Origin of the sequence: Micromonospora sp. SD12, assembly GCF_052068495.1 — a bacterium.
Classification (GTDB): domain Bacteria; phylum Actinomycetota; class Actinomycetes; order Mycobacteriales; family Micromonosporaceae; genus Micromonospora; species Micromonospora echinofusca.
The window spans coordinates 16490-40781 of record NZ_JBQHDF010000007.1 but is presented as its reverse complement, the minus strand read 5'-3'; the positions used below and the strand labels follow the sequence as shown (position 1 = coordinate 40781).

At 75.3% G+C, this 24292-nt stretch carries 24 protein-coding genes; 13 read left to right on the top strand and 11 right to left on the bottom strand.

The window, feature by feature from the left end; translation table 11 throughout:
- The first annotated feature begins 52 nt into the window (after nt 1-52).
- The 6 genes from ACTMS2_RS15855 to ACTMS2_RS15830 all read left to right on the top strand — a co-directional run bounded on the left by ACTMS2_RS15855 (nt 53) and on the right by ACTMS2_RS15830 (nt 8324).
- Nucleotides 53-3157 carry a hypothetical protein gene (locus ACTMS2_RS15855; protein ID WP_441176053.1) on the top strand — a complete coding sequence of 1035 codons (3105 nt, stop codon included), beginning with the start codon at nt 53-55 and terminating at the stop codon, nt 3155-3157.
- A gap of 34 nt (nt 3158-3191) precedes the next feature.
- Entirely contained in the window at nt 3192-4166 is a 975-nt protein-coding gene (locus ACTMS2_RS15850; protein WP_441176052.1) for an alpha/beta fold hydrolase, read from the top strand.
- Nucleotides 4167-4171: 5 nt separating this feature from the next.
- Nucleotides 4172-5119 (top strand): DUF3152 domain-containing protein, encoded by a 948-nt coding sequence (locus tag ACTMS2_RS15845; RefSeq protein WP_441176051.1) that lies wholly within the window; start codon nt 4172-4174, stop codon nt 5117-5119.
- 268 nt (nt 5120-5387) lie between these two features.
- Nucleotides 5388-6113, top strand: coding sequence for a DUF3152 domain-containing protein (locus ACTMS2_RS15840; protein ID WP_441176050.1), 726 nt, complete (start codon nt 5388-5390; stop codon nt 6111-6113).
- A 110-nt stretch (nt 6114-6223) separates the two neighbouring features.
- The gene (moeZ, locus tag ACTMS2_RS15835) at nt 6224-7405 is read left to right on the top strand and encodes an adenylyltransferase/sulfurtransferase MoeZ (RefSeq protein ID WP_088998301.1); all 1182 of its coding nucleotides are present in this window, start codon (nt 6224-6226) and stop codon (nt 7403-7405) included.
- A 34-nt stretch (nt 7406-7439) separates the two neighbouring features.
- Nucleotides 7440-8324, top strand: coding sequence for a squalene--hopene cyclase (locus ACTMS2_RS15830; protein WP_441176259.1), 885 nt, complete (start codon nt 7440-7442; stop codon nt 8322-8324).
- An 85-nt stretch (nt 8325-8409) separates the two neighbouring features.
- On the opposite strand, the gene ACTMS2_RS15825 is transcribed toward ACTMS2_RS15830, so the two are convergent.
- The 8 genes from ACTMS2_RS15825 to proB all read right to left on the bottom strand — a co-directional run bounded on the left by ACTMS2_RS15825 (nt 8410) and on the right by proB (nt 13934).
- Nucleotides 8410-8925, bottom strand: a complete 516-nt coding sequence (locus ACTMS2_RS15825; RefSeq protein WP_441176049.1) for an SUKH-4 family immunity protein — start codon at nt 8923-8925, stop codon at nt 8410-8412.
- An 80-nt stretch (nt 8926-9005) separates the two neighbouring features.
- Entirely contained in the window at nt 9006-9626 is a 621-nt protein-coding gene (locus ACTMS2_RS15820) for a hypothetical protein (RefSeq protein WP_441176048.1), read from the bottom strand.
- Nucleotides 9623-10240, bottom strand: coding sequence for a hypothetical protein (locus ACTMS2_RS15815; protein ID WP_441176047.1), 618 nt, complete (start codon nt 10238-10240; stop codon nt 9623-9625). Before ACTMS2_RS15815 ends, ACTMS2_RS15820 begins: the two co-directional genes overlap by 4 nt.
- Nucleotides 10233-10727, bottom strand: a complete 495-nt coding sequence (locus tag ACTMS2_RS15810) for a hypothetical protein (protein WP_441176046.1) — start codon at nt 10725-10727, stop codon at nt 10233-10235. Before ACTMS2_RS15810 ends, ACTMS2_RS15815 begins: the two co-directional genes overlap by 8 nt.
- A gap of 27 nt (nt 10728-10754) precedes the next feature.
- A complete protein-coding gene (locus ACTMS2_RS15805) occupies nt 10755-11081 on the bottom strand; it encodes a WXG100 family type VII secretion target (protein ID WP_101412833.1) in 327 nt (108 codons plus the stop codon).
- A 2-nt stretch (nt 11082-11083) separates the two neighbouring features.
- Nucleotides 11084-11482 (bottom strand): YbaB/EbfC family nucleoid-associated protein, encoded by a 399-nt coding sequence (locus tag ACTMS2_RS15800; protein ID WP_441176045.1) that lies wholly within the window; start codon nt 11480-11482, stop codon nt 11084-11086.
- Between the two features lie 86 nt (nt 11483-11568).
- On the bottom strand, nt 11569-12813 hold the full coding sequence (locus ACTMS2_RS15795; protein ID WP_441176044.1) for a glutamate-5-semialdehyde dehydrogenase: 1245 nt from the start codon (nt 12811-12813) through the stop codon (nt 11569-11571).
- A gap of 11 nt (nt 12814-12824) precedes the next feature.
- Nucleotides 12825-13934, bottom strand: a complete 1110-nt coding sequence (gene proB, locus ACTMS2_RS15790; RefSeq protein ID WP_441176043.1) for a glutamate 5-kinase — start codon at nt 13932-13934, stop codon at nt 12825-12827.
- Between the two features lie 61 nt (nt 13935-13995).
- Here proB and ACTMS2_RS15785 point away from each other — a divergent pair, with 61 nt between their 5' ends.
- Genes ACTMS2_RS15785 through ACTMS2_RS15775 form a run of 3 tightly spaced genes read left to right on the top strand, consistent with a single transcriptional unit; the run spans nt 13996 to nt 17344 of the window.
- Nucleotides 13996-14307, top strand: coding sequence for an MGMT family protein (locus ACTMS2_RS15785; protein ID WP_101412829.1), 312 nt, complete (start codon nt 13996-13998; stop codon nt 14305-14307).
- 32 nt (nt 14308-14339) lie between these two features.
- Nucleotides 14340-15767 (top strand): MFS transporter, encoded by a 1428-nt coding sequence (locus tag ACTMS2_RS15780; protein WP_441176041.1) that lies wholly within the window; start codon nt 14340-14342, stop codon nt 15765-15767.
- A complete protein-coding gene (locus ACTMS2_RS15775) occupies nt 15764-17344 on the top strand; it encodes a pyridoxal phosphate-dependent decarboxylase family protein (RefSeq protein ID WP_441176040.1) in 1581 nt (526 codons plus the stop codon). The genes ACTMS2_RS15780 and ACTMS2_RS15775 overlap by 4 nt, the downstream gene beginning before the upstream one ends.
- A gap of 40 nt (nt 17345-17384) precedes the next feature.
- Here ACTMS2_RS15775 and ACTMS2_RS15770 read toward each other — a convergent pair whose 3' ends face one another.
- Together ACTMS2_RS15770 and ACTMS2_RS15765 are read right to left on the bottom strand one after the other, a co-directional pair.
- Complete coding sequence (locus ACTMS2_RS15770) at nt 17385-18581, bottom strand: hypothetical protein (protein WP_441176039.1); 1197 nt, start codon at nt 18579-18581, stop codon at nt 17385-17387.
- Nucleotides 18574-19128 carry a SigE family RNA polymerase sigma factor gene (locus ACTMS2_RS15765; protein ID WP_441176258.1) on the bottom strand — a complete coding sequence of 185 codons (555 nt, stop codon included), beginning with the start codon at nt 19126-19128 and terminating at the stop codon, nt 18574-18576. Before ACTMS2_RS15765 ends, ACTMS2_RS15770 begins: the two co-directional genes overlap by 8 nt.
- A gap of 189 nt (nt 19129-19317) precedes the next feature.
- Between ACTMS2_RS15765 and ACTMS2_RS15760 the strand changes: the two genes are divergently transcribed.
- Entirely contained in the window at nt 19318-19899 is a 582-nt protein-coding gene (locus ACTMS2_RS15760; RefSeq protein ID WP_357714716.1) for an NADH-quinone oxidoreductase subunit B, read from the top strand.
- 59 nt (nt 19900-19958) lie between these two features.
- Complete coding sequence (locus ACTMS2_RS15755) at nt 19959-21275, top strand: DUF2252 domain-containing protein (protein WP_363896811.1); 1317 nt, start codon at nt 19959-19961, stop codon at nt 21273-21275.
- A 5-nt stretch (nt 21276-21280) separates the two neighbouring features.
- Here ACTMS2_RS15755 and ACTMS2_RS15750 read toward each other — a convergent pair whose 3' ends face one another.
- On the bottom strand, nt 21281-22327 hold the full coding sequence (locus ACTMS2_RS15750) for a glucose 1-dehydrogenase (RefSeq protein WP_441176038.1): 1047 nt from the start codon (nt 22325-22327) through the stop codon (nt 21281-21283).
- A 182-nt stretch (nt 22328-22509) separates the two neighbouring features.
- Here ACTMS2_RS15750 and ACTMS2_RS15745 point away from each other — a divergent pair, with 182 nt between their 5' ends.
- Both ACTMS2_RS15745 and ACTMS2_RS15740 read left to right on the top strand, forming a co-directional pair.
- Nucleotides 22510-23325 (top strand): NADH-quinone oxidoreductase subunit C, encoded by an 816-nt coding sequence (locus tag ACTMS2_RS15745; protein ID WP_441176037.1) that lies wholly within the window; start codon nt 22510-22512, stop codon nt 23323-23325.
- Nucleotides 23325-24287, top strand: a complete 963-nt coding sequence (locus tag ACTMS2_RS15740) for a complex I subunit 1/NuoH family protein (RefSeq protein ID WP_357883232.1) — start codon at nt 23325-23327, stop codon at nt 24285-24287. The genes ACTMS2_RS15745 and ACTMS2_RS15740 overlap by 1 nt, the downstream gene beginning before the upstream one ends.
- The last annotated feature ends 5 nt before the right edge of the window (nt 24288-24292 follow it).

Genomic DNA, 24292 nt, shown 5'->3' with positions numbered 1-24292 from the left:
TCGCCACTGTCACCACACGGTAGCCTCAGCGGGGGCGACCAAGGAGCGCGCGGTGAGTGAAACAGGGCAACCCGGTGCCGCCACCCCGGGAGAGCACGGCGACGGCACGGGTCCGCAGGACGACCTGGCCCGTTCCGGCAGCGGATGGGCGCCCCCGGCGGCCGGTTGGACCCGGGGCGGGGAGATCTCCGGCACCCGCGAGCCGGCTTCGCCGTGGGGTCCGCCCGAGCAGAGCCCCGGCTGGGCCGCCTCGTCGCCGCGCCACGGCGACCTGCCGCCACCGCTGCCCGGCCTGCCGACCGAGCCGCCGGCCCGGGTCAACGGCCGCCGCGCCAACGGCGTCGACCACGCCGCCGACGACGCGCCGGTCGACCGCCAGGCCCCGGTGAGCGCCCCGCCCGGCATCCACGGCGAGCAGCGCCGCGATCCGGGCAACGACCGGCTGGTGGTGCCCGCGCAGCGCCCGGCGCCGGCGGCCGAGCAGCCGCCGGGACCGCAGCACGGGTTCACCGACCCCGAGCCCGGCCCGGTCCGGCGCTCCTCCGACGACCCGTCGACCGGCCGCCAGACCCGCTGGTCCGAGCCCGGGCTGCCGACGTCGGCGCCCCCGGCCGTCCAGGTCCCGCCCGTCGGCACCGCCGCCAGCGGCTTCGAGGTGCCGCCCGGCTTCCACGCGCCGATGGCCGACCGCGCCGCCGAGGGGCCCCCGTCTGCCGCTGGCCCGGCGCGCGGTTGGAGCGACCGCTTTCCGCCGGAGCCGCCGGCCCACGACCCGCGCCCCTTCCCGCCGCCAGCCGAGCCTTCGTCCAGCGAGCGGGTCGACGCCGCACCCGCCGCAGCCGACCACGGGGGCGACCGGGTCGCCGGCGTCGACCGCGCGCTGGGCGCGGACCGCGCCTTCCGCGAGGACCAGGGCCCCTACCCGGTCACCGCCGGCTCGGACGGCGCGTCCGGGGAACCCGGCCAGGACCGCGCCCCCGGCGGGCCGGGCCAGGGCGGCCGCCGCGCCGAGCGGGCGCCAGGCGCCCCCGGCCAGGACCGGGCGCCGGACGCGTACGACCAGGACCGCGCGGCGGGTGGGGCCGGGCAGGAGCGCGCGTCGCGCGCCGCCGGGCACGATCGCGCCGGCCGTGGCGTCGGCGTGGAGCCGAGCCAGTCGCCGGCCGCTGATCCGGCCGCCGCTGCCGAGCACGCCGACCGGGCAGCGTCGTCCGACCCGGAGACGGGCGCCCCGCGGCAGTCGGCCGCCGAGTGGCCGCCGACGACCGAGCCGGACTGGACCGGCCCGAACTGGAACCGCCCGAGCTGGGGCGCCGCGTGGGCGCCGCCCTGGTCCCGGGAGGAGCCCGAGTCGACAGGGCGGCGCTCCCGCGAGGAGGCCGCGCCCGTCGGCCGCCGTTCCCGGGAGGAGCCCGAGTCCGTCGGCCGGCGGTCCCGTGAGGAGCCCGAGCCGGCGGGGCGCCGCTCCCGCGAGGAACAGCCCCCGGCCTGGGCCGGCGAGCCGCACCGGCCGTACGAGCCGCTGCGCGCCGAGCCCGCCCGGCCGTACGAGCCGCCCCGCGAGCCCGGCCGCCCCTACGAAGCCGCCCCGACCGCGTCGGTGCCCCGACCGTCGTACGAGCGGCCGGCCGGGCCCGACGCCGAGCCGGCGGTTCCGACCGAGCGGCCGGCCTGGGCCGCCGGCGGTTCCGTCCCCGCGCCGGCGGGCGCGCCCCCGCTCGCGTACGCCCCGGAGGCGGCGCCCCGCGCGGAGGACGCCCCGGAGCGGGTGACCCGGCCGTTCCGGCTCCGGCCGGAGAGCGTCGAGCCGCCCGCCGCTGCTCCGGTCGGCCCCCAGGCCCCCGGCGCCGAGGCCGCCACCGGCGGGTTCGGGCGGCGTGACCGCGACCCGTCCGCGCCCGCCCCGACGGGCGCACCCTCCTACGCGGCCCGTCGATCCGCCTCCGAGCCGGCCCCGCCGGCCGCCGCCGACCAGGCGCCGGAGCCGGCGTCGGCGGTGTTGCCGCAGCGCGTCCCCGCTGAGCCGGACGTGCCCGTCGTGCCGGAGCCGCCAGCTGTGGAGCCACCCGCCGAAACCCCCGAACTCGCCCGCATCGCCACCCATCTGCGCCGCGACGACGAGCCCGCCCCGCTGCGGGAGCGCCCGGAGGGCTTCGACGTCAACGCCATCCTCGACGCCGTCCGCGGCGTGGCCGGCGTCCGCGACGCGGCGCTGCGCCGCACCCCGGCCGGCGCGCACAGCCTGCGGCTCGACCTCGCCGACGGGGCCGACCCGGCCGAGGTGAGCCGGCAGGTCGCCCGACTGCTCCAGGACCGGATGGGGCTGGCCGCCGCGCCGCAGAACCTGCCCGGCATGCCGGCCGCGCCCGCCCCGCCGGTACGCCGCCGCTCGGCCGAGCCGCGTGGCGCCGACCCCAGGTCAGCGGGCCCGGCGACGCGCACCGGCGAGCCGTCCTCCGCCGAGCCCCGGGTGCCCGGCGGCAGGGTGGCCGGCAGCCCGCCGGAGGCCCCGCCGACCCGCACCGAACCGCGCCCCGAAACCGAGGGCCCGCGTCGACGCCGGCAGCCCGCGGCCCCGCACCGGGGCCGGGCCACCGTGGAGGAGCCGGGCTCGGTCTCGGCCGCCCCGGCCGGGGCGGCGTCCGGTGTTCCGGCGACCGTCGGCACGTCGTACTCCGGTGGGCAGGTGACGACGACGGAGACCGCGCCGTCGCGGCCGCTGGACACCGGCGGCGTGGTGGGTCCCCGGGTGGTGATCGACCACGTCCAGGTGAGCACCTTCGGGCTCGACGCCACGGTGGAGGTACGCCTGCTCGCGGGCGGGGAGAACGCCGCCGGCTACTCGACCGGGCCGGCCGTCGACGGCTACGTGCTGCGGCTGTGCGCGGTGGCCGCTGCGGCGGCGGTCGACGAGCTGCTGCGCGGCGGCGAGCGCGCCCCCGACGCCGGCCCCGACCGGGGCCGCTGCTTCGTCGAGCACGCCGCCGTGGTGCCCTTCGGCAACTGCGACGTGGCGACGGTCGTGGTGCTGCTGGTCTGCGACGGCTGGGTGGAGCAGCTGGTCGGCTCCGCGCTGGTCGCCGGGGATCCCCGGCAGGCGGTCGTCCGGGCCACCCTGGCCGCGGTCAACCGCCGGATCGAGGCGCTGCTGGCCTGAGCGCCCCGGGCAGCACCTCGGGCAGACTGGAGTCATGAAGCGCGCCACCCTCCGGCCGGACCACCTGCTCCCCGGGCATTCCGTGCCACCGCCCTGGCCGGGGCGGGAGGTACGCCTCGACGGCACGGTGACGTACGTGCGGGACACCCCGGCCACCGCGCCCGGTGCGGAGCCCGCGCTCTACGTGCACGGGCTCGGCGGATCGTCGCAGAACTGGACCGATCTGGCGTACCTGCTCGCCGACCGCCTCGACGGGCAGGCCATCGACCTGCCCGGGTTCGGCCGCAGCGAGCCGGGCCGCCGGTACACCGTCCCGGCCTTCGCCGACCGGGTGATCCGCTGGATCGAGCACTCGGGTCGCGGGCCGGTGCACCTCTTCGGCAACTCGCTGGGCGGGGCGATCTCGGTGCAGGTGGCGGGGGTGCGGCCGGACCTGGTCCGGAGCCTGACGCTGATCTCGCCGGCCCTGCCGTTCCTGGACTTCCGGCGCTCGTTGCAGGGCCGGATGCTGCCGCTGCTGGCGATCCCCCGGGGCGAGCGCCTGGCCGCCTGGCGGCTGGCCCAGATCGCGCCCGAGGTGATGGCCCAGCAGGTGATGGAGTCGTGCGTCGCCGACCTCAGCCGGATCTGCGACCAGCGCCGGGAGGAGGCGCTGGAGGAGATCCGGGTGCGCCACGAGGTCCCGCACTACGCCGCCGCGTACGTGCGGACGTTCCGTGGGCTGGTCTCCAGCTTCCTGCGGTCGTACCTGCCGGGGTCCGGGTCGCTGTGGCGGCTCGCCGCGACGGTCGCGGCGCCCACCCTGGTCGTCGGGGGCCGGGCCGACCGGCTGGTGGACGTGCGGGTGGCGCCGCAGACGGCGCGGGTCGTCCCGGACAGCCGGCTGCTGATGCTCGACGGTGTCGGTCACGTGGCCCAGCTGGAGGTGCCGCGCCTGGTGGCCCGGGCCGTGCTGGGCCTGCTCACCGAAACGGGGGACACCGCCGAGCGGTCCGACATGGCAGGCTGACCGGGATGCCCCCTGCCCGTCGCCCCACCCCGACCCGCCGTGCCCCGGCTTCCGCCGACGGCCGCCGTCGTGCCCCGGCCGGCGCACCCCCGCGCGACGCCGGCGTGGACCTGACCCGCGCGCGGCACCGTCGGCCGGCGCGCCGGCGACGGCTCGTGGAGCTGGTCGCGCTGGTGCTCGCGGTCGGCGCGGCGGTGGCGGTGATCGCCGACCGGCGTGCCGACGTCGGGGCGGAGGCGCTCACGCCCGAGGAGTTGGCCCCCGCGCCGGTGCTCGCGCCGGCGGCGGCCTCGCCGCTGCCGTCGTCGCCCGCCGCGTCGCCCTCGGCCGCCGCGCCCCCGCCGGCCGTGCTCCGGCTGCCCGGGCCGGTGCCGTCGGCGGGCCGGGGCAGCTTCGGCTACGACGACCGGACGGGCCCGGTGCTGGGCGACGCGGGCACGCTGCGCCGCTACCGGGTCGCCGTGGAGTCGGGCGCCGACGAGGACGCGGGCCAGTTCGCCGCCGCCGTCGAGCGGGCGCTCGCCGGGCCGGGGAGCTGGGTCGACGGCGAGCTGCGGTTGCAGCAGGTGGGTGCCGCCGCCCGACACGACTTCACGGTCTACCTCGCCACGGCGAGGACGGCGGGTCGGATGTGTGCGGCCGGAGGGGTCGACATCCGGGTGGGCGGGCGGCCCTACACGTCCTGCCGGGCACCCGGCAAGGTGATCATCAACCTGGAGCGCTGGCGGCTCTCGGTGCCGCACTTCGTGAGCGCGAAGGTGCCGCTGTCGGTCTACCGGACGTACGTGGTGAACCACGAGGTGGGGCACCAGTTGGGGCACCGGCACGAGCGCTGCCCCGGCAGGGGGCGGGTGGCGCCGGTCATGATGCAGCAGACGCTCTTCCTCAACGGCTGCGTGGCCAACCCCTGGCCGTACCGGGACGGGCGCCGGTACGCGGGGCCCCAACTCTGACGCAGGCCCCGTCGGGCACGGCGCGAGGAACGAGCACGGACAGGCCGACCGTCGCCCGCACCCGCTCTCCGGCGGGCAGCGTCAGCGGGCTGGAGAGGACCGCACGTGCGCCCAGTCGGGGGTTGAGCGGGATTCGCGTTTTACGCGACGGAATGCCCGATTGGTGTGCAACGCTCGGCTCATGACGTCGTCGTCCCCTTGCGACCCGCCTGGCCCGGCCCGCCGCCCGACCCCGTCCCGGGCGCCGGCTCCGCCCCACGGGCGGCGCGTGGTGGGGCTCGGCGTACTCCTGCTGCTCGCGGCGACGGCCACCGTGACGCTGGCCCGGGCCGGCGACCGCGCGAGCGTGCCGGCCACCGGCGACGGGCGTCGCACGTCGTACGCGGCGGGGACGGACGAGCGGCCCCGGCCCTCCGCCTACCCCCGCGCGGGTACGGGCGACTTCGTCACGGCGCCCGGCGAGTCCCCGGTGCGGGGCACCGACGGGCCGCTCCTGCACTACCGGGTGGCCGTGGAGCAGGGCACCGGTCAGGACGTCGACTCCTTCGCCGTGGCCGTCGACGAGGTGCTGGGCGACCCCCGGAGCTGGATCGCCTCGGAGGAGCTGCGGCTGCGGCGGGTGGCGGAGGCCGACGACGCCGACTTCACCGTCTACCTCGCCACCCCGGAGACCTCCGAGCGGATGTGCGCCGAGGGCGGGCTGAGCACCGAGGGCTACACCTCGTGCCGGCTCCCCGGCCAGGTGATCATCAACCTGGCGCGCTGGCTGGAGGCGGTTCCCGACTACGGGGCGCCGCTGGCGATCTACCGCGCCTACGTGGTCAACCACGAGGTGGGCCACGAGCTGGGCGAGGTGCACCAGGCGTGCCCGGGGCCCGGCGAGCCCGCGCCGGTGATGCAGCAGCAGACGTACGGCCTGGACGGCTGCGCCGCCAACGCCTGGCCGTACGTGGACGGCTCCCGCTACGACGGCGAGGTCGTTCCCGGCACCTGAGTTATTCCCCTTCCCGCAGTTCGGGCGACGTGTCGCTCCTCATGGCCGATCGAGCCTGGTGCGAGCGACAATGGCCCGGTTCGCCTTCAGCCGATCCCGGGGAGTCCACCGTGTCGTTGCCCCCGCTCGTCGAGCCCGCCGCCGAGCTGACCGTTGACGAGATCCGCCGCTACTCGCGCCACCTGATCATCCCGGACGTCGGGGTGGAGGGGCAGAAGCGGCTGAAGAACGCCCGGGTGCTCTGTGTCGGCGCCGGCGGTCTCGGCTCGCCGGCGCTGATGTACCTCGCCGCCGCCGGGGTCGGCACGCTCGGCATCATCGACTTCGACACCGTGGACGAGTCCAACCTCCAGCGCCAGATCATCCACGGCGTCTCCGACGTCGGGCGCTCCAAGGCCGAGTCGGCCGCCGCCTCGATCCGCGAGATCAACCCGCTGGTGCACGTGGAGATCCACAACACGGCGCTGGACCGGGAGAACGTGCGGGACATCTTCTCCCGCTACGACCTGATCGTCGACGGCACCGACAACTTCGCCACCCGTTACATGGTCAACGACGCGGCGGTGCTGCTCGGCAAGCCGTACGTCTGGGGGTCGATCTACCGCTTCGACGGCCAGGCGTCGGTGTTCTGGGCCGAGCACGGCCCCTGCTACCGCTGCCTCTACCCGGAGCCCCCGCCGCCCGGCATGGTTCCCTCCTGCGCCGAGGGCGGCGTGCTCGGCGTGCTCTGCGCGTCGATCGGCTCCATCCAGGTCAACGAGGCGATCAAGCTGCTCGCCGGCATCGGGGAGCCGTTGGTCGGCCGGCTGATGGTCTACGACGCCCTGGAGATGAGCTACCGCAAGATCAAGGTCCGCAAGGACCCGGACTGCGTGCTCTGCGGCGAGAACCCCACCGTCACCGACCTGCTGGAGGACTACGAGGACTTCTGCGGCGCGGTGTCGGTGGAGGCCCAGGAGGCGGTGGTCGACGCGACCATCACCGCGCTGGAGCTCAAGGAGTGGCAGGACGCCGGCAAGGACATCTTCCTCGTCGACGTGCGCGAGCCGGCCGAGTACGAGATCGTCCGGATCCCCGGCGCGACCCTGATCCCCAAGGGCGAGATCATCTCGGGCGAGGCGCTGGCCAAGCTGCCGCAGGACCGGCAGATCGTGCTGCACTGCAAGTCCGGCGTCCGCTCGGCGGAGGCGCTCGCCGCGCTCAAGTCGGCCGGCTTCCGCGACGCCGTGCACGTGCAGGGCGGCGTGCTCTCCTGGATCAAGCAGATCGACCCGTCGCTGCCGGCGTACTGACCGGCGCCGGCCGAGGTCGCGGCGGGCCGTCCCGATCCCCGCGACCTCGGCCGATTCGCCGAGGCGCGATCACGTTTACGCAGGTAGCGTTGCCGCCGTGGTCGACATTGATGCGGCGGTGGGGTTCGTCGTGGCGCACGGGGACGCGGTGGACCGCGCCCGGCTGTCCCGGCTGCGCACCGGCGCGCCGCCCCCCGCCGAGCTGCTCGACGACGCGGAGGTCGGTCAGGCGCCCGACGGCGGCTGGCCGGCGACGCTGGGCGGAGAGGTCTCCTCCGTGGACGCCACCTGCTTCCGCCTGTCCGAGTTGGACGATCTGGGCGCGCTGGGCCGTCCGGCCGCCCGCCGGGCGCTGGACTGGCTGGCCGCGCGGCAGCTGCCCGACGGCGGCTGGGAGGAGGACCCGGCGCTGGCCGGGGTCGCCCCCGAGTGGGCCCGGCCGGGCGACCCCGAGGCGGCGTTCCACCTGACCGCGAACGCCGGGTTCTGGCTGACCGTCGCCGGCCTGGACGCGCGGGCCGCCGGGCCGCTCGACCACCGCGTCGGCGGCGCGTACGCGGGCGTCGTGCACGCCGCCGCGCAGTCGCTCGTCGCCCGGCTGCGCCCGGACGGCAGTTGGCCGTCCTTCCTGCCCGCCGGCTGGCTCAGCGCGGCCGTCCTGCACCGGCAGGAGATGTTCCACGAGGCGGCGCGGATCCAGGTGATCCTCGCCGAGCGGATCCCGGAGCTGTCCCCGGGCGACGTGGCCTGGCTGGCCGCGACGCTGCGCCGCGTCGGCATCGTCTCCGACGAGTGGCTGCTGGCACGGGCACGGCGGCGGCTGGCCGAGACCCAGCGCAGCGACGGCGGCTGGGAGAGCGACGACGGGCGCCAGTTCGACGTGCACGCCACGCTGAGCGCCATCCGCGCCTGCCGCTGACCGCGACTGACCTGCCCGCCGCCGGGCCGGGGCGCGTCGTCTGCCGGGCCGCCGCCACGGACGCCCGGGCGCCCCCCCGTCCGACCTACTTGAGCTGGCTGATCACCAGCGGCCACCAGGCGTCCGGGGCGAACGCGGCGCGGTCGATGCTCTCCAGGACGGTGCGCAGCGTCTCCGCCCGCTCGGTCCGGCCCGGCTTGCCCTCGTCGGCCTCCACGAAGAGCGCGAACTGGTAGAGGAACTCCACGAAGGTGCGGAAGTTGCTGTTGACGGCCTGGACGTCCTGCTGTTCCAGGTCGAACTGGAGGATCTCGCCGGTCTTCGGGTCGAGCACGTAGAGCAGGTCGGGGTTGTCGGCGACCGCGCCCACCACGATCAGCCGGACGTCCAGCGAGCCGTCCTCGGTGCTGAGCTGGATCGTGTCGAACAGCTCGATGTCGCCTTCGAGGAAGGCGGTGTAGACGACCGCCACGTCGAGCGGGATCTCGTCGCCGGCGGGCAGCATGTCGGGGTCGAATCCCCCCTCCAGCCACGCCTCGCGCGGGTACGGGATGAGCTCGTCCTCGTTCCACAGTGAGCGGAACCGGGGGTCAGCGGCCATCGTTGGTCCTTCGCGTCTCGGGTGTGGACGGCGTGTCGGGCGCCGGGAGGCGGCGTGGGTGCGCCGGGTGCGGGGTGGCGTCAGGACGCCAGGTCGGCGGCGATCAGCAGGCGACGCCAGTTGTCGGCGTACTCGCCGGCGTGCCGGCCCTTGCGGAGCCGCTGGTCCCGGACGCCCGGCCCGAGGACGACGGCGACCAGCTCCGGGTAGGCGGGGCCGAGCACGTGCTCGTCGAAGAACGTGGCCACGTCGGGCGCGACGACGGTGAACTCCACGTCCTCGTCGGGGTGCTCGTACTGGAAGACGTAGTCGTCCGGCTCCATCCAGTAGACGTCGAGATCCTCGGGGTCGAGGTAGATGGGCGCCCCCGCCTCGATCTCGCCGCGCAGCCGTTCCGGGATGCTGTGCACCTCGTGGCCGACCGCGAGCGGGCTGCCCATCGGGTCGTCCTCGTCCACCGTGCGGGCCGCCCAGGCGGCCGGGCTGAGGATCTCCTCGGGCGGGGCGAACCGGAAGTTGTCGCCGGCCAGCCGGCCGAAGAGGCCGTAGACCTCGGCCACGCCGGGCAGGTCGGGGATCGGCTCCAGCGGGGTCGGCTCACCGATCACCACACCGAAGCCGCGCTCGGCCTCCAGGCGCCGCAGCAGCGCGAGTTTCTCCCGGATGCGCTCCAGGCGTGCCGGGTCCTGCGGGCTGGTCACTGGATCACCTTCACGATGACCGGGGTGCCCTCGGGAACGTCCCGCAGCGCGACGGAGATGTCGCTGCCGAGCTGACGATTCGTCCAGGCGTCCATCGGCCTGAGGTTATCGTACGTGTCCGTTCCGTCCAGTTGTAGCTCCTGGATGTGGTCGGGGTCGTAGCCCTGGCCCCGGGCGGTGATCGGCCCCTTGCCCGCGTAGAGGCGCTCCACCACGTTCTTGTTGGCCAGGTACTTGTTGGTCTCCGGGGTGCCCATGTCCTGGGTAAGGCGGCCGTCCTTGGTCAGGCTGCGGATCATCCGGTCCCGGTAGACGTTGGTGCGGGTGCGGCGCTTGCCCGTGGAGGGGTCGTAGACCTTGTTGCTGTCGCGGTCCGACGGGGCCTTCTTCAGGGCCCCGTCCTGGCCGAGCCGTTGCAGGTCGCGGGCCTTGCGGTCGAAGTCCCGCCTGTCGAAGTCCGGCCGGTTCTTCAGCACCAGCACCGCCGGGCCCTTCGGCTTCGTGCCGGCCGACTTGGCGGTGCGGAAGACGTCGGCGTTCTCCAGGTAGGCCGAGACGACGCGGGCGCCCTTGGCCTGCGTCTGCCGGGGCGGGTTGGTCCGCTTCCTAGCCATTGAGCACCGTCTCCACGGCCATGCCGATGAGCTGGTCGATGATCATCCCGGTGATCATCTTGAAGATCGGGATCTGGAGCAGGGACGCCCCGAAGGTGACCGCCGCCGTCACGATGGCCTGCGCGATCTGGATCGCCAGCAGGGCCAACTGGATGATCACCTGGATCTTCAGGGCCAGCACCACGCCCGCCGCGACCATCAGCCCGACGCCGATGACGGTGGCCGGGCGGGCGACGTCGGCGATGTTGCGGGCGGCCGACTCGCCGTCGTTCCACTCGCCGGCGAAGGCGGTGAAGCTCTCGCCCCGGTTGTTGTCGAGCACCGTGCGCGCCGCCGACTCCAGCTGCGCCACCGAGCCGGAGATCTGGCCGGCCATGCCGGTCCACTCCCCGGCGAGCTGGAAGATCGCCGTCTCGTCCGACTGGGGCCACTCGTAGCCGAGCATCGAGAGCAGGGAGGCGAGCTCGCCCGGGAGCGTCAGACCCACCGCGACTCCTTTCCTAGGTCGGGCGGCTCAGGCGCCCAGTGAGCCGAGGATCGAGCGGAACGACGCGGCCGCGTTCTCCTCGGCGGCGCGGTAGCCGTCGGCCATCCCGCGCAGCCCGTCGACGTAGCTCTCCAGCTCGGTGATGTTCGTGCCCAGGCACTCGGCCAGCGCGTCCACGCACGCCTGGTGGGCGACCCCCAGCAGCGAGCCGATGTCGTCGCCGCCGAAGGCCGCGGCGTAGCCGCCGACCGCCGCCTGGAAGCCCTCGAAGACCTGGCGGACGGACTCCTTGGCCTGCTCCAGCTCGTTCGCGCCGCGACCCAGCGCGTCGAGGTCGACGTCGAGGCTCTCCACGCTCAGCTCCCGTGCAGTTTCCGCATTGTCTCGCTGACGGCCTGGCTGATCTCCCGCATCTGCCGCAGGCCCTGGTCCTGGAGGCGTTCGATGGTGGCGGTCATCGCGGCGAGGTCGGGCATCGGTTCGGTCGTCGTGCCCCCGTCGTCCTGGCCGTCGAGCGCCGCGTTGACCGCCTGGCGCAGCCCGGCCGCGAGGTATTCCGAGCCCTCCCGGAGCACCCGGGGGTCGATGTCGACGGCGCTGACCCGGCCGTCGGTGCCGAGCGTGACGCGGATGCGGCCCTCGGCGGCCTCGGCCATCGACTCCGTGCGCTCCCGGGGCGCGGCGGCGCCACCCACCTCGCGCAGCGCGGCCCGCGCCTGCGCCAGTTGCTGTTCCAGGGCACTCTCGCCCAGCATGCCGCCTCCCCAAGACAAGCCGTGCCGAACCCGACCCAGACTAGCGGTCGCCCGCACCCGGGCGGGGACCCCGGAGCCGGCGGCGGTCAGCCGCGCAGGTGGCCGTCCCCGGTCACCACGTACTTGGTGGAGGTCAGCTCGGGCAGGCCCATCGGCCCGCGCGCGTGCAGCTTCTGGGTGGAGATGCCGATCTCGGCGCCGAAGCCGAACTCGCCCCCGTCGGTGAACCGGGTCGAGGCGTTGACCATCACGGCCGCCGCGTCCACCCGGGCCACGAACTCCCGGGCGGCGGTGGTCGAGTCGGTGACGATCGCCTCGGTGTGCCCGGTGCCGTACCGCCGGATGTGCGCGACCGCCGCGTCGAGCGAGTCGACGACGGCGACCGCGATGTCGGCCGAGAGGTACTCGGTGGCGAAGTCGGAGTCGGTGGCCGGCCGCACGGCGGCCGAGTGGGCGGCGACCCGCTCGTCGCCGTGCACGGTGACGCCGGCCTCGGCGAAGGCGGCCAGCATCGGCGGCAGGAAGGCGTCGGCGACCGCCGCGTGCACGAGCAGCGACTCGGCGGTGTTGCAGGTGGACAGCCGCTGGGTCTTCGCGTTGAGCGCGATCGCGACGGCCTTGGCCAGGTCGGCGGCGGCGTCCACGTAGACGTGGCAGTTGCCCACGCCGGTCTCGATGACCGGCACGGTGGACTCCTCGACCACCGTGCGGATCAGGGACGCGCCGCCGCGCGGGATCAGCACGTCGACCAGGCCCCGGGCGCGCATCAGCTCCATGACCGAGTCGCGGCTGCTGGCGTCGAGCAGCTGCACGGCGTCCGCAGGCAGGCCGGCGTCGCCCACCGCGTCGCGCAGCACGGCGACCAGGGCGGCGTTGGAGCTGGCCGCCGACGACGAGCCGCGCAGCAGCGCCGCGTTGCCCGACTTCAGGCAGATGCCGGCGGCGTCGACGGTCACGTTCGGGCGGGCCTCGTAGATGATGCCCACCACGCCGAACGGCACCCGGATCTGGCGCAGCTCCAGCCCGTTGGGCAGGGTCGAGCCCCGGACCACCTCGCCCACCGGGTCCGGCAGCGCCGCCATCTGCCGCAGCGCGTCGGCGATGCCCGCCACCCGCCCCGCGTCGAGGGCGAGCCGGTCCAGCACGGCCGCGCTCAGCCCGGCCTCGCGCCCGGCCGCCAGGTCCGCCGAGTTCGCGGCCAGGATCTCCGGCGTACGCGCCACCAGCGCGTCGGCCATCGCCACCAGCGCGGCGTCCTTCGCCGTACGCGTGGCGACGGCCAGCGCCTCCGCCGCCGTACGCGCCCGCCGGGCCTGCTCGCTCACGCTCATCGCCGCACTCCTCACAGCAGTACGAGGTCGTCGCGGTGGACGACCTCCCGTTCGTACGCCGGGCCGAGCGCCGCGGCGAGTTCCGTGGTGGAGCGGCCGAGCAGCCCCGGCAGCTCGACCGCGTCGTAGTTGACCAGTCCCCGGGCGACCGGCGCGCCCCCGGCGTCCACCAGGTCGACCGGGTCGCCGGCGGTGAACGCCCCGTCCACGGCCGTGATGCCGGCGGGCAGCAGCGACTTGCGCCGGCCCACCACCGCCGCGACCGCGCCCGGGTCGAGGTGCAGCCGGCCCCGGGGCGAGGTGGCGTGGGCGAGCCAGAAGAGCCGGGCGGTCGGGCGCCGGCGGCTGGGATGGAACAGGGTGCCGACGGGCTCGCCGGCCAGCGCCGGGGCGGCCAGCGGCGCGGCGGTCAGTACCACCGGGATGCCGAACCCGGTGGCGATCCGGGCCGCCTCCACCTTCGTCACCATGCCACCGGTGCCCACGCCGGCCCGGCCGGCGCCGCCGATGGTGACCCCGGTCAGGTCCCGCTCGTCGTGCACCTCGCTGATCCGGCTGGAGCCCGGGCGGGCGGGATCGCCGGTCCAGAGGGCGTCCACGTCGGAGAGGAGCACCAGCAGGTCGGCGTGGACCAGGGCGGCGACGAGGGCCGCCAGCCGGTCGTTGTCGCCGAACCGGATCTCCTCGGTGGCGACCGTGTCGTTCTCGTTGACGATCGGCACCGCCCGCAGGTCGAGCAGCTTGCGCAGGGTGCGGTACGCGTTGCGGTAGTGCGCCCGCCGGGTCACGTCGTCGACGGTCAGCAGGACCTGCCCGACGGTCAGCCCGTGCCGGGCGAAGGCGGTCGCGTACCGGCCGATCAGCAGGCCCTGCCCGACGCTGGCGGCGGCCTGCTGGGTGGCCAGGTCGCGCGGGCGCCGGGACAGCCCCAGCGGCGCGAGGCCGGCCGCGATCGCGCCGGAGCTGACCAGCACGACCTCCCGGCCCTCGGCGGCGAGCGCGCCCAGGGTGCCGACGAGCGCGTCGACCCGCCCGTCGTCCAGCCCGCCCCCGGCGGTGGTCAACGAGGAGGATCCGATCTTGACGACGACCCGCCGGGCCGCCGTGACCATGTCGCGCACCCGCCCATTCTGCGTGGTCGGTCCCGGCGTACTCCGGCGCCTTCTCATATCGTGGCCGGTCGTGAGACCTGACGAGTACGTCGAGGCGGTGCTGGAGCTCGTCGAGCGGATCCCGCCCGGCCGGGTGATGTCGTACGGGGCGGTCGCCGACGCGCTGGCGGAACGCTCGGGGCGGGCGTCGGCGCGGCTGGTCGGCTCGATCATGGCCCGGCACGGCGGGGGAGTGCCCTGGCACCGGGTCGTGAACTCGGCCGGCCGCCTGCCACCCGGGCACGAGCGGGAGGCGCGGGAGCGGCTGCGCGCCGAGGGCACGCCGCTGCGCGGCACCGGGGTGGACATGACGGCGAGCTGGTCCCCCGAGGAGGGGATGTGACCCGCGCCATAACGTGAGTAACATTCGGCGCCATGGACGCGCCGTCGGGTGGAGCTGGTCCGGTCGTTGGCGCGCTGCCGCGCCGGGTACACGCCGGTTACGCGCTCGGATCGCTGGCCACCGGCGCCTTCGGCACCGTGCCCGGCCTGCTCCTGCTGCCGTACCTGACCGACACCCTCGGCGTCGCGGCGGGCGCGGCCGCCCTGCTGGTGCTCCTGCCGAAGGCGTGGGACGTGCTGGTCAACCCGGTCGCCGGCCGGATCTCCGACCGCACCCGGTCGCGCTGGGGCGCCCGTCGGCCGTACCTGCTGGTCGCCGGGCTCGCCCTCGGCCTGCTCTTCGCCGCCATCTTCGCCGCGCCCTTCGACGCCGGGCCGGCCGCCGGGGCGTACGTGGCGGTCGCCTTCCTCGCCACGGCCACCGCGTTCGCCTTCTTCCAGGTCCCGTACGTGGCGATGCCGGCGGAGCTGACCGACGACTACGCCGAACGTACCCGGCTGATGAGCTGGCGGATCGCGGTGCTGGCGCTGGCCATCCTGGTCTCCGGCGCGGTGGCCCCGCTGGTGCGCGACGCCGGCGGCGGTGGCCTGCCCGGGCACCGCTGGATGGGCCTCTTCGTCGCCGGGCTGATCGTGCTCGGCGCGGTCGGCGCGTTCCTCGGCACCCGGTCCGCTCCCGGCGGCACGGTGGCGGAGAGCGAGCCGACGCTGCGCGCCCAGCTCGCCGTCGTCGCCGGCAACCGGCCGTTCCGGGCGCTGCTGGTCTGCTTCGTGGTGCAGTCCGCCGGGGTCGCCACCGTCCTCGCCGGGGTCAACTACTTCGCCGAGCAGATCCTGCGCGACCCCGAGGGCGGGCCGACCATCCTGTTCGCCTGCTTCGTCGCGCCGGCGCTGCTGGTGATGCCGCTCTGGACCCGGGTCGGTGCGCGGGTCGGCAAGCTCGCCGCCCTGGTCGCGGCGTCGCTGATCTTCGCGGCGGGCGCGCTGGCCCTGGTCGCCGCCCCGGTGCTGCCCGCCATCGCGGTCTATCCGCTGGTGGCGCTGATCGGCGTCGGCTACGCCGGGCAGCAGGTGTTCGCCCTCGCCATGCTCCCGGACTGCATCGCGTACGACACGGCACGCACCGGCCGGCGGCAGGCGGGCGTCTTCACGGGGGTCTGGACGGCCGGGGAGACCTTCGGGCTGGCCCTCGGGCCGGGCATCTTCGGCCTGGTGCTCCAGCTCACCGGCTACGTGTCCTCCGACACCGGCACGGCGGCCGCCCAGTCCGACACCGCCCGACTGGGCATCCTGATCGGTTTCACGGTCCTCCCCGCCCTCCTGGTGGGCCTGGCGGTCCTCTTCCTCCGCCCCTACAACCTGACCCCACCCGGTCACCCCCACCCCACCCCCACTGCCGGCGCAGTCGTGGTGGGGACGAAAGCCGCTGAACACCACGGAAAGGGCACCGCAACTCCATGATCGACGACGAAGCTGACCGGCGGGCGCTGCCCGGGAACGGCCTGCCCGCCGAGCGGGTGCTGGCGGAGCTACGGGCGCTGCGGGCCGCCGACCGGCCCACGCACGGGGGGCGGCTGTTCGCGTACGTCTACGACCCGGCGGTGCCCGGCCTGGACGAGCTGGCCGCCGCCGCGTACGCCGGCAGCGCCCACGTCAACGGGCTGGACCCGACCGCCTTCCCGTCGCTGCTGGCGATGGAGAACGCGTTGGTCGGCGCGGCCGCGCGGCTGCTCGGCGGCGGCCCCGGCAGCGCCGCGCCGGACGTCGTCGGCAGCGTCACCAGCGGCGGCACGGAGTCGTTGATCCTGGCCGTCAAGGCGGCCCGGGACGCCCACCCGGAGATCGCCGCGCCCCGGATCGTGGTGCCGGCCAGCGCCCACGCCGCGTTCGCCAAGGCGGCGCACTACCTGCGGGTCGCCGTGGACACGGTGCCCGTGTCGGCGTCGACGCTGCGGCCGGCCGCCGCCGACGTGGCTGCCGCCATCGGCCCCGACACGGTGCTGGTGGCCTGCTCCGCCCCCTCGTACGCGCACGGCGTCGTCGACCCCGTCGCCGGGATCGCCGAGGCCGCCGCCACGGCCGGGGTGCGCTGCCACGTGGACGCCTGCTTCGGCGGCTGGACCCTGCCGTACCTGCGCCGGCTCGGGGTGGACGTGCCGCCGTTCGACTTCGCCGTCGCGGGGGTCACCTCGATCTCCGTGGACCTGCACAAGTACGCGTACGCCCCGAAGGGCGTGTCGGTGCTGCTGCACCGCGATGCGGCGCTGCGCGCCCCGCAGTACTTCGCGTACGCCGACTGGCCCGGCTACACGATGGTCAACCCGGTCATCGCCTCCACCCGCTCCGGCGGCCCGATCGCCGCCGCGTACGCCACCCTGCGGCACCTCGGCGACGACGGGTACCTGCGGCTCGCGGCGGCCACCCGGGACGCCGTCGCCGGCCTGGCCGACGCCGTGCGCGCGACCGACGGGCTGCGGCTGATGGCCGAGCCGGAGTCGACCGTGGTCTGCTTCACCGCCACCGACGCGGGGCTCGACCTCTTCGTGCTGGTCGACGAGCTGGCCGCCCGCGGCTGGCACACCCAGCCCCAGCTGTCGTACGCCGATCTGCCGCCGAGCGTGCACCTGACGGTGACCGCCGCGGTGGCGCCGCGGGTGGCCGAGTTCGGCCCGGACCTCGCCGCCGCCGTGGCCGCCACCCGGGCCGCCGGGCCGGTGGCGCTCCCCGCCGAGCTGCTGGCCCTCGCGACCACGCTGACCCCCGACGCGCTCACCCCCGACCTGGTGGCCGGCCTGGCCGCCGGGCTGGGCCTGACCGGCCCCGCACCCGCCGACACCGCCGGTGCCGGACAGGCCCCGGGCCCCGCCGGTCCCGAAGAGGCCGCCGACCCCGCCGACCCCGGGAACGGCACCGGGCCCGCAGGGCCGACGCCCGGACGGATGGCGGTGGTGAACACCCTGCTCGACGCCGCGCCGCCGGCGCTACGGGAACGGCTGCTGGTGGAGTTCGTCGGCCTGCTGCAACGCCCCGCCTGGTGAGCGGCGGCGGCGTCCACCCCGTCGGGTGGACGCCGCCGGATCACCCGTCCACGCGGACGTCGACCTGGTTGTCCCCGGGTGCCAGGTCCGGCCAGTAGCGGTGGTCGGCGCTGTGGTGGACCACCCGGGCCGACACGTCCGCCCCCGGGCCCTCCGGCTCTACGCGGAAACGGAAGGTCCAGCTCCGGCGCTCCCCGGCCGGCACCCCGTCGGTCAGGCACGGCGGCCAGTCCGACCTTTCCCGGGCCGGCTCGCACCGGTCCCAGTCGCCGCCGTCGGGCGTGCCGACGCGCTCCAGCTCGTGGAAGGCGACTCGGTCCGCGTCGACGGATCCCCGGTTGGTCACGGTCAACGTCACCGTGCCCCGCCGTCGGCCGAGCTGATCCGCCGGCTCGAGGACGAGTGGCCCGGCGGAGATCGCCAGGTCGGTGAGGCGGGAGTCCCGGCCCCAGGTGGTCGACCCGGCGGTCTGGGTGAACCGCTCGCCGTCCCAGCCGTACGTCCGCCACTGCTGTCGCGCCCAGTACGTCGGGATGCTGCAACAGGGCTGGATGTCGGCGACCTGGACGCGGACCTTCCCGCCGGCCACGGCGACGGCGCGGACGTCCTCGAAGCCGCCGTCACCCTCCTCGTGCGTCCGGGTCACCCGCCCGAGCGCGACGATCCGCCCGGCGGCGTCCCGGTCGAAGGCGACCACCTGCTTCGCCGACGCCTCGCCGATGCGGCAGCCGAGCAGGGCCAGCGTCTCGGTGGCCCCGTCGGCGTCGACGTCGCCGTGCGTGATGCTGATCAGGTACGGCCGGTCCACCTCCGTCGTGGCGGCGGGAAGCAGGGTGACCCGCGTGGTGTCGGCGCAGCTCCGGCCGGCCCACGCCGGCAGGTCGAGCGCGGCGGCGCGCAGCTGCCGGCCGGTGATCCGGCCGTCCGGCGCGGTCGGCGCAGTTGGCGACGACGGCGGCCGCGACGCGTCGGGCGAGGGCTCGGGCGACGGTGACGAGGTCGGCCCGGCCGTCGGCGTGGACGCGGGCGGTCCCGGGGGCGGGGCGTCCCGCATCGCCGCGCCGGCGGCGATCGGGGCCACCACCAGCGCGACGGCGAGGGCCCCGGTCGCGACGGTGGCGCGGCGGCGACGCCGCAGCGTGCGCCGGGCCGCGTCCGGACCCGGACCGTCGATCCGGTCCGTCAGATCTCCGCGGTACGCGGCGAAGCGCGCCCGCAGCGGGTCCTGCTCAGGCATGACCGACTCCCTCCGGGTTCTCGTCGAGCAGGGTGGCCAGGGCGGCGCGGCCCCGGTGCAGCCACGACTTGACCGTGCCCTCCGCGACCCCCTCCTGCGCCGCGATCTGGGCGACGGACATGTCGGCCAGGTAGTGCAGGACGACGGCCCGCCGGTGGTTCGCCGGCAGCGCCGCGAGTGCCCTCTCGATGTCCACCCGGTCCGGCGTCGGTCCCGCGACCTGCGTCTCCACCCGCCGCTGTCGCAGCAGGTGGCCGCGGGCGGTACGCAGCCGGCGCCACCGGCTGCGCGCGAGGTTCCAGGCCACCCGCCGGATCCAGGCCACCGGGTCGTCGTAGCGGGACAGCCGGTCCCACCGGGCGAGCGCCCGGCAGAACGCCTCCTGGGCCAGGTCCTGGGCCTGGCCCAGGTCGCCGGTGTACGCGCAGAGCTGCGCGGTGACGCCCCGGAAGTGCGCGTGGTAGAAGTCGTCGAAGGTGATCGGCGCACCGCCCTCGGCGGCCCGCGCGTCGACCGTCGGGGGTGGTTCGTTGGCGCGGGCTCCCATCGTCACTGTCACTGTCCCTCCCCGTTCGAGCCACCGTGGCTGTCTGGCGGCGGTAACACTCCACCGGGCTCCGGCCGGTTGCGGCCGGCGCGGTCGTGGATCCGACGGCGACGGTCGGCGGTCGACGGGTCGACCGGTGCCGCCACGGGCTGTGGTTGACTTGGGGCGGTGCTCGGGAAGGGGGCGGTCGTGCAGGTGCCGGGAGTGCTCGGTGAGCCGATCCGGTTCGTGCTGAACTGGGGCCGCCGCTACTCGCTCTGGGTCTTCAACTTCGGCCTGGCCTGCTGCGCGATCGAGTTCATCGCCACCAGCATGGGCCGGCACGACTTCATGCGGCTGGGCGTGATCCCGTTCGCGCACGGGCCCCGGCAGGCCGACCTCATGGTCGTCTCCGGGACGGTCACCGACAAGATGGCCCCGGCGATCAAGCGGCTCTACGACCAGATGCCCGAGCCGAAGTACGTCATCTCGTTCGGCGCGTGCTCCAACTGCGGCGGCCCCTACTGGGACTCGTACTCGGTGACCAAGGGCGTCGACCAGCTCATCCCGGTCGACGTCTACGTGCCCGGCTGCCCGCCCCGGCCCGAGGCGCTGCTGCACGGCATCCTGCGTCTCCAGGAGAAGATCGCCGCCGAGCAGTCCGGCATCGGCGGCGTGCCCCGGCCCGACGCGCTCGCCGCGCCGGTCGACGCCGCGCCGTCCGACGGCGGCGTGCCACCGCGCTCTGCGGAGTCGCTGACCGCCCCGCCGGTGCGCCCGCCCGCCTCCTGAGCCGTACCGTCCGGTCGGACGAGGGCCCGGGTTGGCCGGCGGGGGCTAGCCTGCGCACCATGAACCACTCCGCCGACCAGCGTTCCGCCCACATCGTCGACGTACTCACCGAGGAGTTCGGCGCGTCGATGGCTCTCGACCCGGCCGCCTTCCGGCGCAAGTTCCGCAAGATGGCCGCGTCGCCGTTCGCCTTCTACCGGGGCAGCGCCTCGCTCTTCTACGCCGACCAGGTCGGCGACTTCGCCGACGACCGGTTCCTCGACGACCGCACCAGCCGGGTGTGGATCCACGGCGACCTGCACGCGGAGAACTTCGGCACGTACATGAACGCCTCCGGGCAGCTGGTGTTCAACGTCAACGACTTCGACGAGGCGTACGTGGGGCCGTTCAGCTGGGACCTCAAGCGGCTCGCGGCCAGCGTGGCGCTGCTCGGCTACGCCAAGGCGCTCTCCGACCGGGCGATCAGCGACCTGGTCACCGGCTTCGCGCAGTCGTACCTGACCGAGCTGCGGGCCATCGCCGCCGGTGGCGACGACGCGATCGGCTCGATCACCCTGGACAACGCCGACGGCGTGCTGCGCCGGGTGCTCCAGCAGGCGCGGCTCAACACCCGGGTCGATCTGCTCGCCACGCAGACCACCATCGACAACTACGAGCGCCGGTTCTCGCTGGGCGACGGCGTCTTCGAGATCGACGCCGAGACCCGGGAGCGGGTCTGCGCCGCGTTCGAGGACTACCTCGGCACCCTGCCCACCTCCTCCGCCCAGTCCCGTCCGGTCGCCACGCACATCAAGGACGTGGTGCTGCGCAAGGGCGTGGGCATCGGCTCGGCCGGGCTGCCGTCGTACAACCTGCTGCTGGAGGGGCACACCCAGGCGCTGGAGAACGACGTCGTCATCTACATGAAGCAGGCCCAGGTGCCGGCGGTGGCCCGGCATATCGCCGACGAGTCGATCGCGGGCTACTTCCAGCACCAGGGGCACCGCACCGCCGAGTCGCAGCGCGCACTCCAGGCGCACGCCGACCCGTGGCTGGGCTTCACCGAGCTGGACGGGGCCGGCCAGCTCGTCGCCGAGGTCTCCCCGTACGCGGCCGACCTCGACTGGGCCGACGTGAACGAGCCGGAGGAACTGGCCGGGGTGCTGGCCGACCTGGGCCGGGCGGTCGCCCGGATGCACTCGGTGGCCGACGACGAGTCCAGTCACGACCTGGTCGACTACTCCACCGAGGAGGCGATCGTGGCGGCCGTGGACGCCGACGAGGCGGGCTTCGTGGCGCATCTGGTCGACTTCGCCCACGCGTACGGCGTCCGCGCCCGGCAGGACCACCAGCTCTTCGTCGACCTGTTCCGCAATGGCCGGCTGCCCGGTCTCTGAGCGGGTCAGGAGCCGAACTCCAGCACCACCTTGATGTCGTCCGGCTCGGGGGTGTACGCCTCGGCGTACGCCTCCACGGGCACCCGGCGGGTGATCAGCGCGTCGAGCCAGGACGGGTCGGCACGGGCCAGCGCGGCGGCGGCGAGGTCCCAGTGCCGGCGGTTGGCGTTCACCGAGCCGAAGACCACGTTGTTCTCCAGCACCAGGGAGCGATTGAGCGCCCCGGCGTCGAGGTCGATGGTCCGACCACCGCTGGAGACGCCGGTCAGGCAGACGATGCCGGTCGGCGCGATCTTGTACATCACGTCGAGGACGACGACCGGCGCCCCGGTGCACTCCAGCACCACGTCCGGCTCGAAGTCCAACTCGCAGACGGACTCGGTGTGGTAGGTCGCCCCGAGCGCGCGTACCAGACCCGGCTTCGGCCCGGTGGTGTTGCGGTCCAGTACGTGTACGGCGAGGCCGCGCTGCGTGGCCAGCAGCGCGGCCAGTAGGCCGATCGGCCCGGCCCCGGTGACCAGTACGGTGCGCGGCTGCCACTCGGCGCGGGCACCGATGCGCTCGATGTGCTCCCACGCCTTCGCCACCACGCTGGTCGGCTCCAGCAGCATGCCGACCGGGGCGAGGGACGGGTCCAGCCCCACGGCGAAGCGGGGTTGCAGCCGCCAACGGTCCCGGGCGAAACCGGGCAGGGCCTTGATGCCGTGCTCGGTGAACTGGCCGTTGCGGCACATGTCCCACTCGTCGACCGCGCAGTTCGGGCAGGGGACCGGGTCGGGGTGCCGGACGACGCCCGCCACCAGGTCGCCGGGTTGCAGGGTGCCCGACGGGTCCTCCAGCACCCGGCCCAGCGACTCGTGCCCCAGCACCAGCCGGTCCGCGCCGGGCGGTGCCTCGCCGTACTCGCCGGCGATGATCTCGTGGTCGGTGCCGCAGATCCCCACCGCCAGCGCCTCGACCAGGATCGCGCCCTCCTCGGGCAGCGGTTCCGGATGGTCCTCGACCAGCCGCAGTGAGTCGGCGACCCCCGGGTTGACAGTCACAGCGCGCACGCCCCCATCCTTCCCCCTCGCCCGTCCCCCCGCCGCCAAAGCCCCACAAGACCACCCCGGGTTCACCCCGCGCCCCGCGCCTCCCCGCCCCGCCCGGGGCGCGGAGCGAGGCGCGGGGGAAGGAAGGTGGGTGGGGCGTTCGGTTGGGTGGGGGGTGCGGGGGAGGACCTAGGATCAGCGGCATGACTCCGGAAGAGGTCGGCCAGCGGATGGTCGCGCTGCTCGCGCCCGTCGAGGTGACCCCCTCGGTCTCCGGTGGCCAGGCGCACGCCCGCGCCACCGTCGACGTACCGCCGGTGAACTGGCCGGACGCTCTCCGCGCGGCCCGCGACGACGCCGAGCTGGCCTGCGACTACTTCGACTGGCTCTCTGCGGTCGACGAGCTCGCCGAAGGCTTCGACGTGGTGGCGCACCTCTGGTCCACCACCCGCCGGCACGGCCTCCTGCTGCGTACCCGGGTGCCCCGGGAGTCCCCGGCCGTCGCCTCGGTGGTCGGCGTCTACCCGGGTGCCGCGTGGCACGAGCGGGAGACGCACGAGATGTTCGGCATCGACTTCCCCGGCCACGGCGGGCTGGCGCCGCTGCTGCTGCCGCCCGAGTTCGAGGGGCACCCGCTGCGCAAGGAGTTCGTGCTCGCCTCCCGGGTGGCGAAGCCGTGGCCGGGCGCCAAGGAACCGGGCGAGTCCGAGGCCGGCGGCGGGCGCCGGCCGATCCGCCCGCCGGGCGTGCCCGCGCCGGGGGAGTGGGGTACGACGCCGACGCCGGCCGGCGCGGGCGGGGTCGGGGAGGGGCCGCGCGGCGGCACCCCGGCCCGCCCGGCCCGGGAGCGGCCCGCCCGGCCGGCCCCGGGGGCCCGTCCACCCCGTACCGCCCGGCCCGCCCCCACCACCGACGGCCCGGCGCCGCCCGGCCCGGCCGCCGCAGGTCCGGCGGCCCGGCCGTCACCGGAGGGGCCGGCCGCGTCGGAGCGGTCCGGCGACGACGGAGGTACGCCCTGATGCCACTGTGGCTGGAGCTGGTCATCCGCGTGGGGGGCGTGCTGGTCGCCTTCCTCACCCTGCCGCTGCTGGTCGGGCAGGCCGAGCACAAGGTGATGGCGCACATGCAGGGCCGGCTCGGCCCGATGTACGCGGGCGGCTTCCACGGCTGGGCCCAGCTGGTCGCCGACGGCGTGAAGTTCGTGCAGAAGGAGGACGTCACGCCCCGCGAGGCGGACCGGGCGGTGTTCCGGCTCGCCCCGGCGGTCGCGCTCGTGCCCTACCTGCTGGTCCTGCTGGTGATCCCGCTCGGCCCGGACGACCTGGTCGGGCAGCCGCTGGACATCGGCCTGTTCTTCGTGTTGGCCGTCGTGGGCGTGGGCGTCGTGGCGGTGCTGATGTCGGCGTGGGCGTCGGCCAACAAGTACAGCCTCCTCGGCGGCCTGCGCGGGGCGGCGCAGCTGCTCGGCTACGAGCTGCCGCTGGTGCTGGCCGCCGCCTCGGTGGCGATGGCGGCCGGCACGCTCAGCCTCTCCGGCATCGTCGAGGCGTGGCAGCCGTGGTGGCTGCTCTGGCAGGCCCCCGCCATGGTCGTCTTCTTCCTCGCCGGGCTCGCGGAGATCCGCCGCCCGCCGTTCGACATGCCGGTCGCCGACTCGGAGCTGGTCTTCGGCTACATGACGGAGTACACGGGCCTGCGGTTCGCGTTCTTCCTGCTCGCCGAGTACGTCGGCATCGTGGTGATCGCCGCGCTCACCACCGTGCTCTTCCTCGGCGGCTGGCAGGGCCCGTTCGCCGACGCGCAGCTCGGCTGGCTGTGGACCCTGCTGAAGGTCTTCGCCGTCTCGTTCCTGATCATCTGGCTCCGGGTGTCCTACCCCCGGTTGCGCGAGGACCAGCTCCAGCGCCTCTGCTGGCTCGTCCTGGTCCCCGTCTCCCTGGGGCAGCTCGTCCTCACGGCCGCCGTCCGCGTCGCGCTGTAGGACGG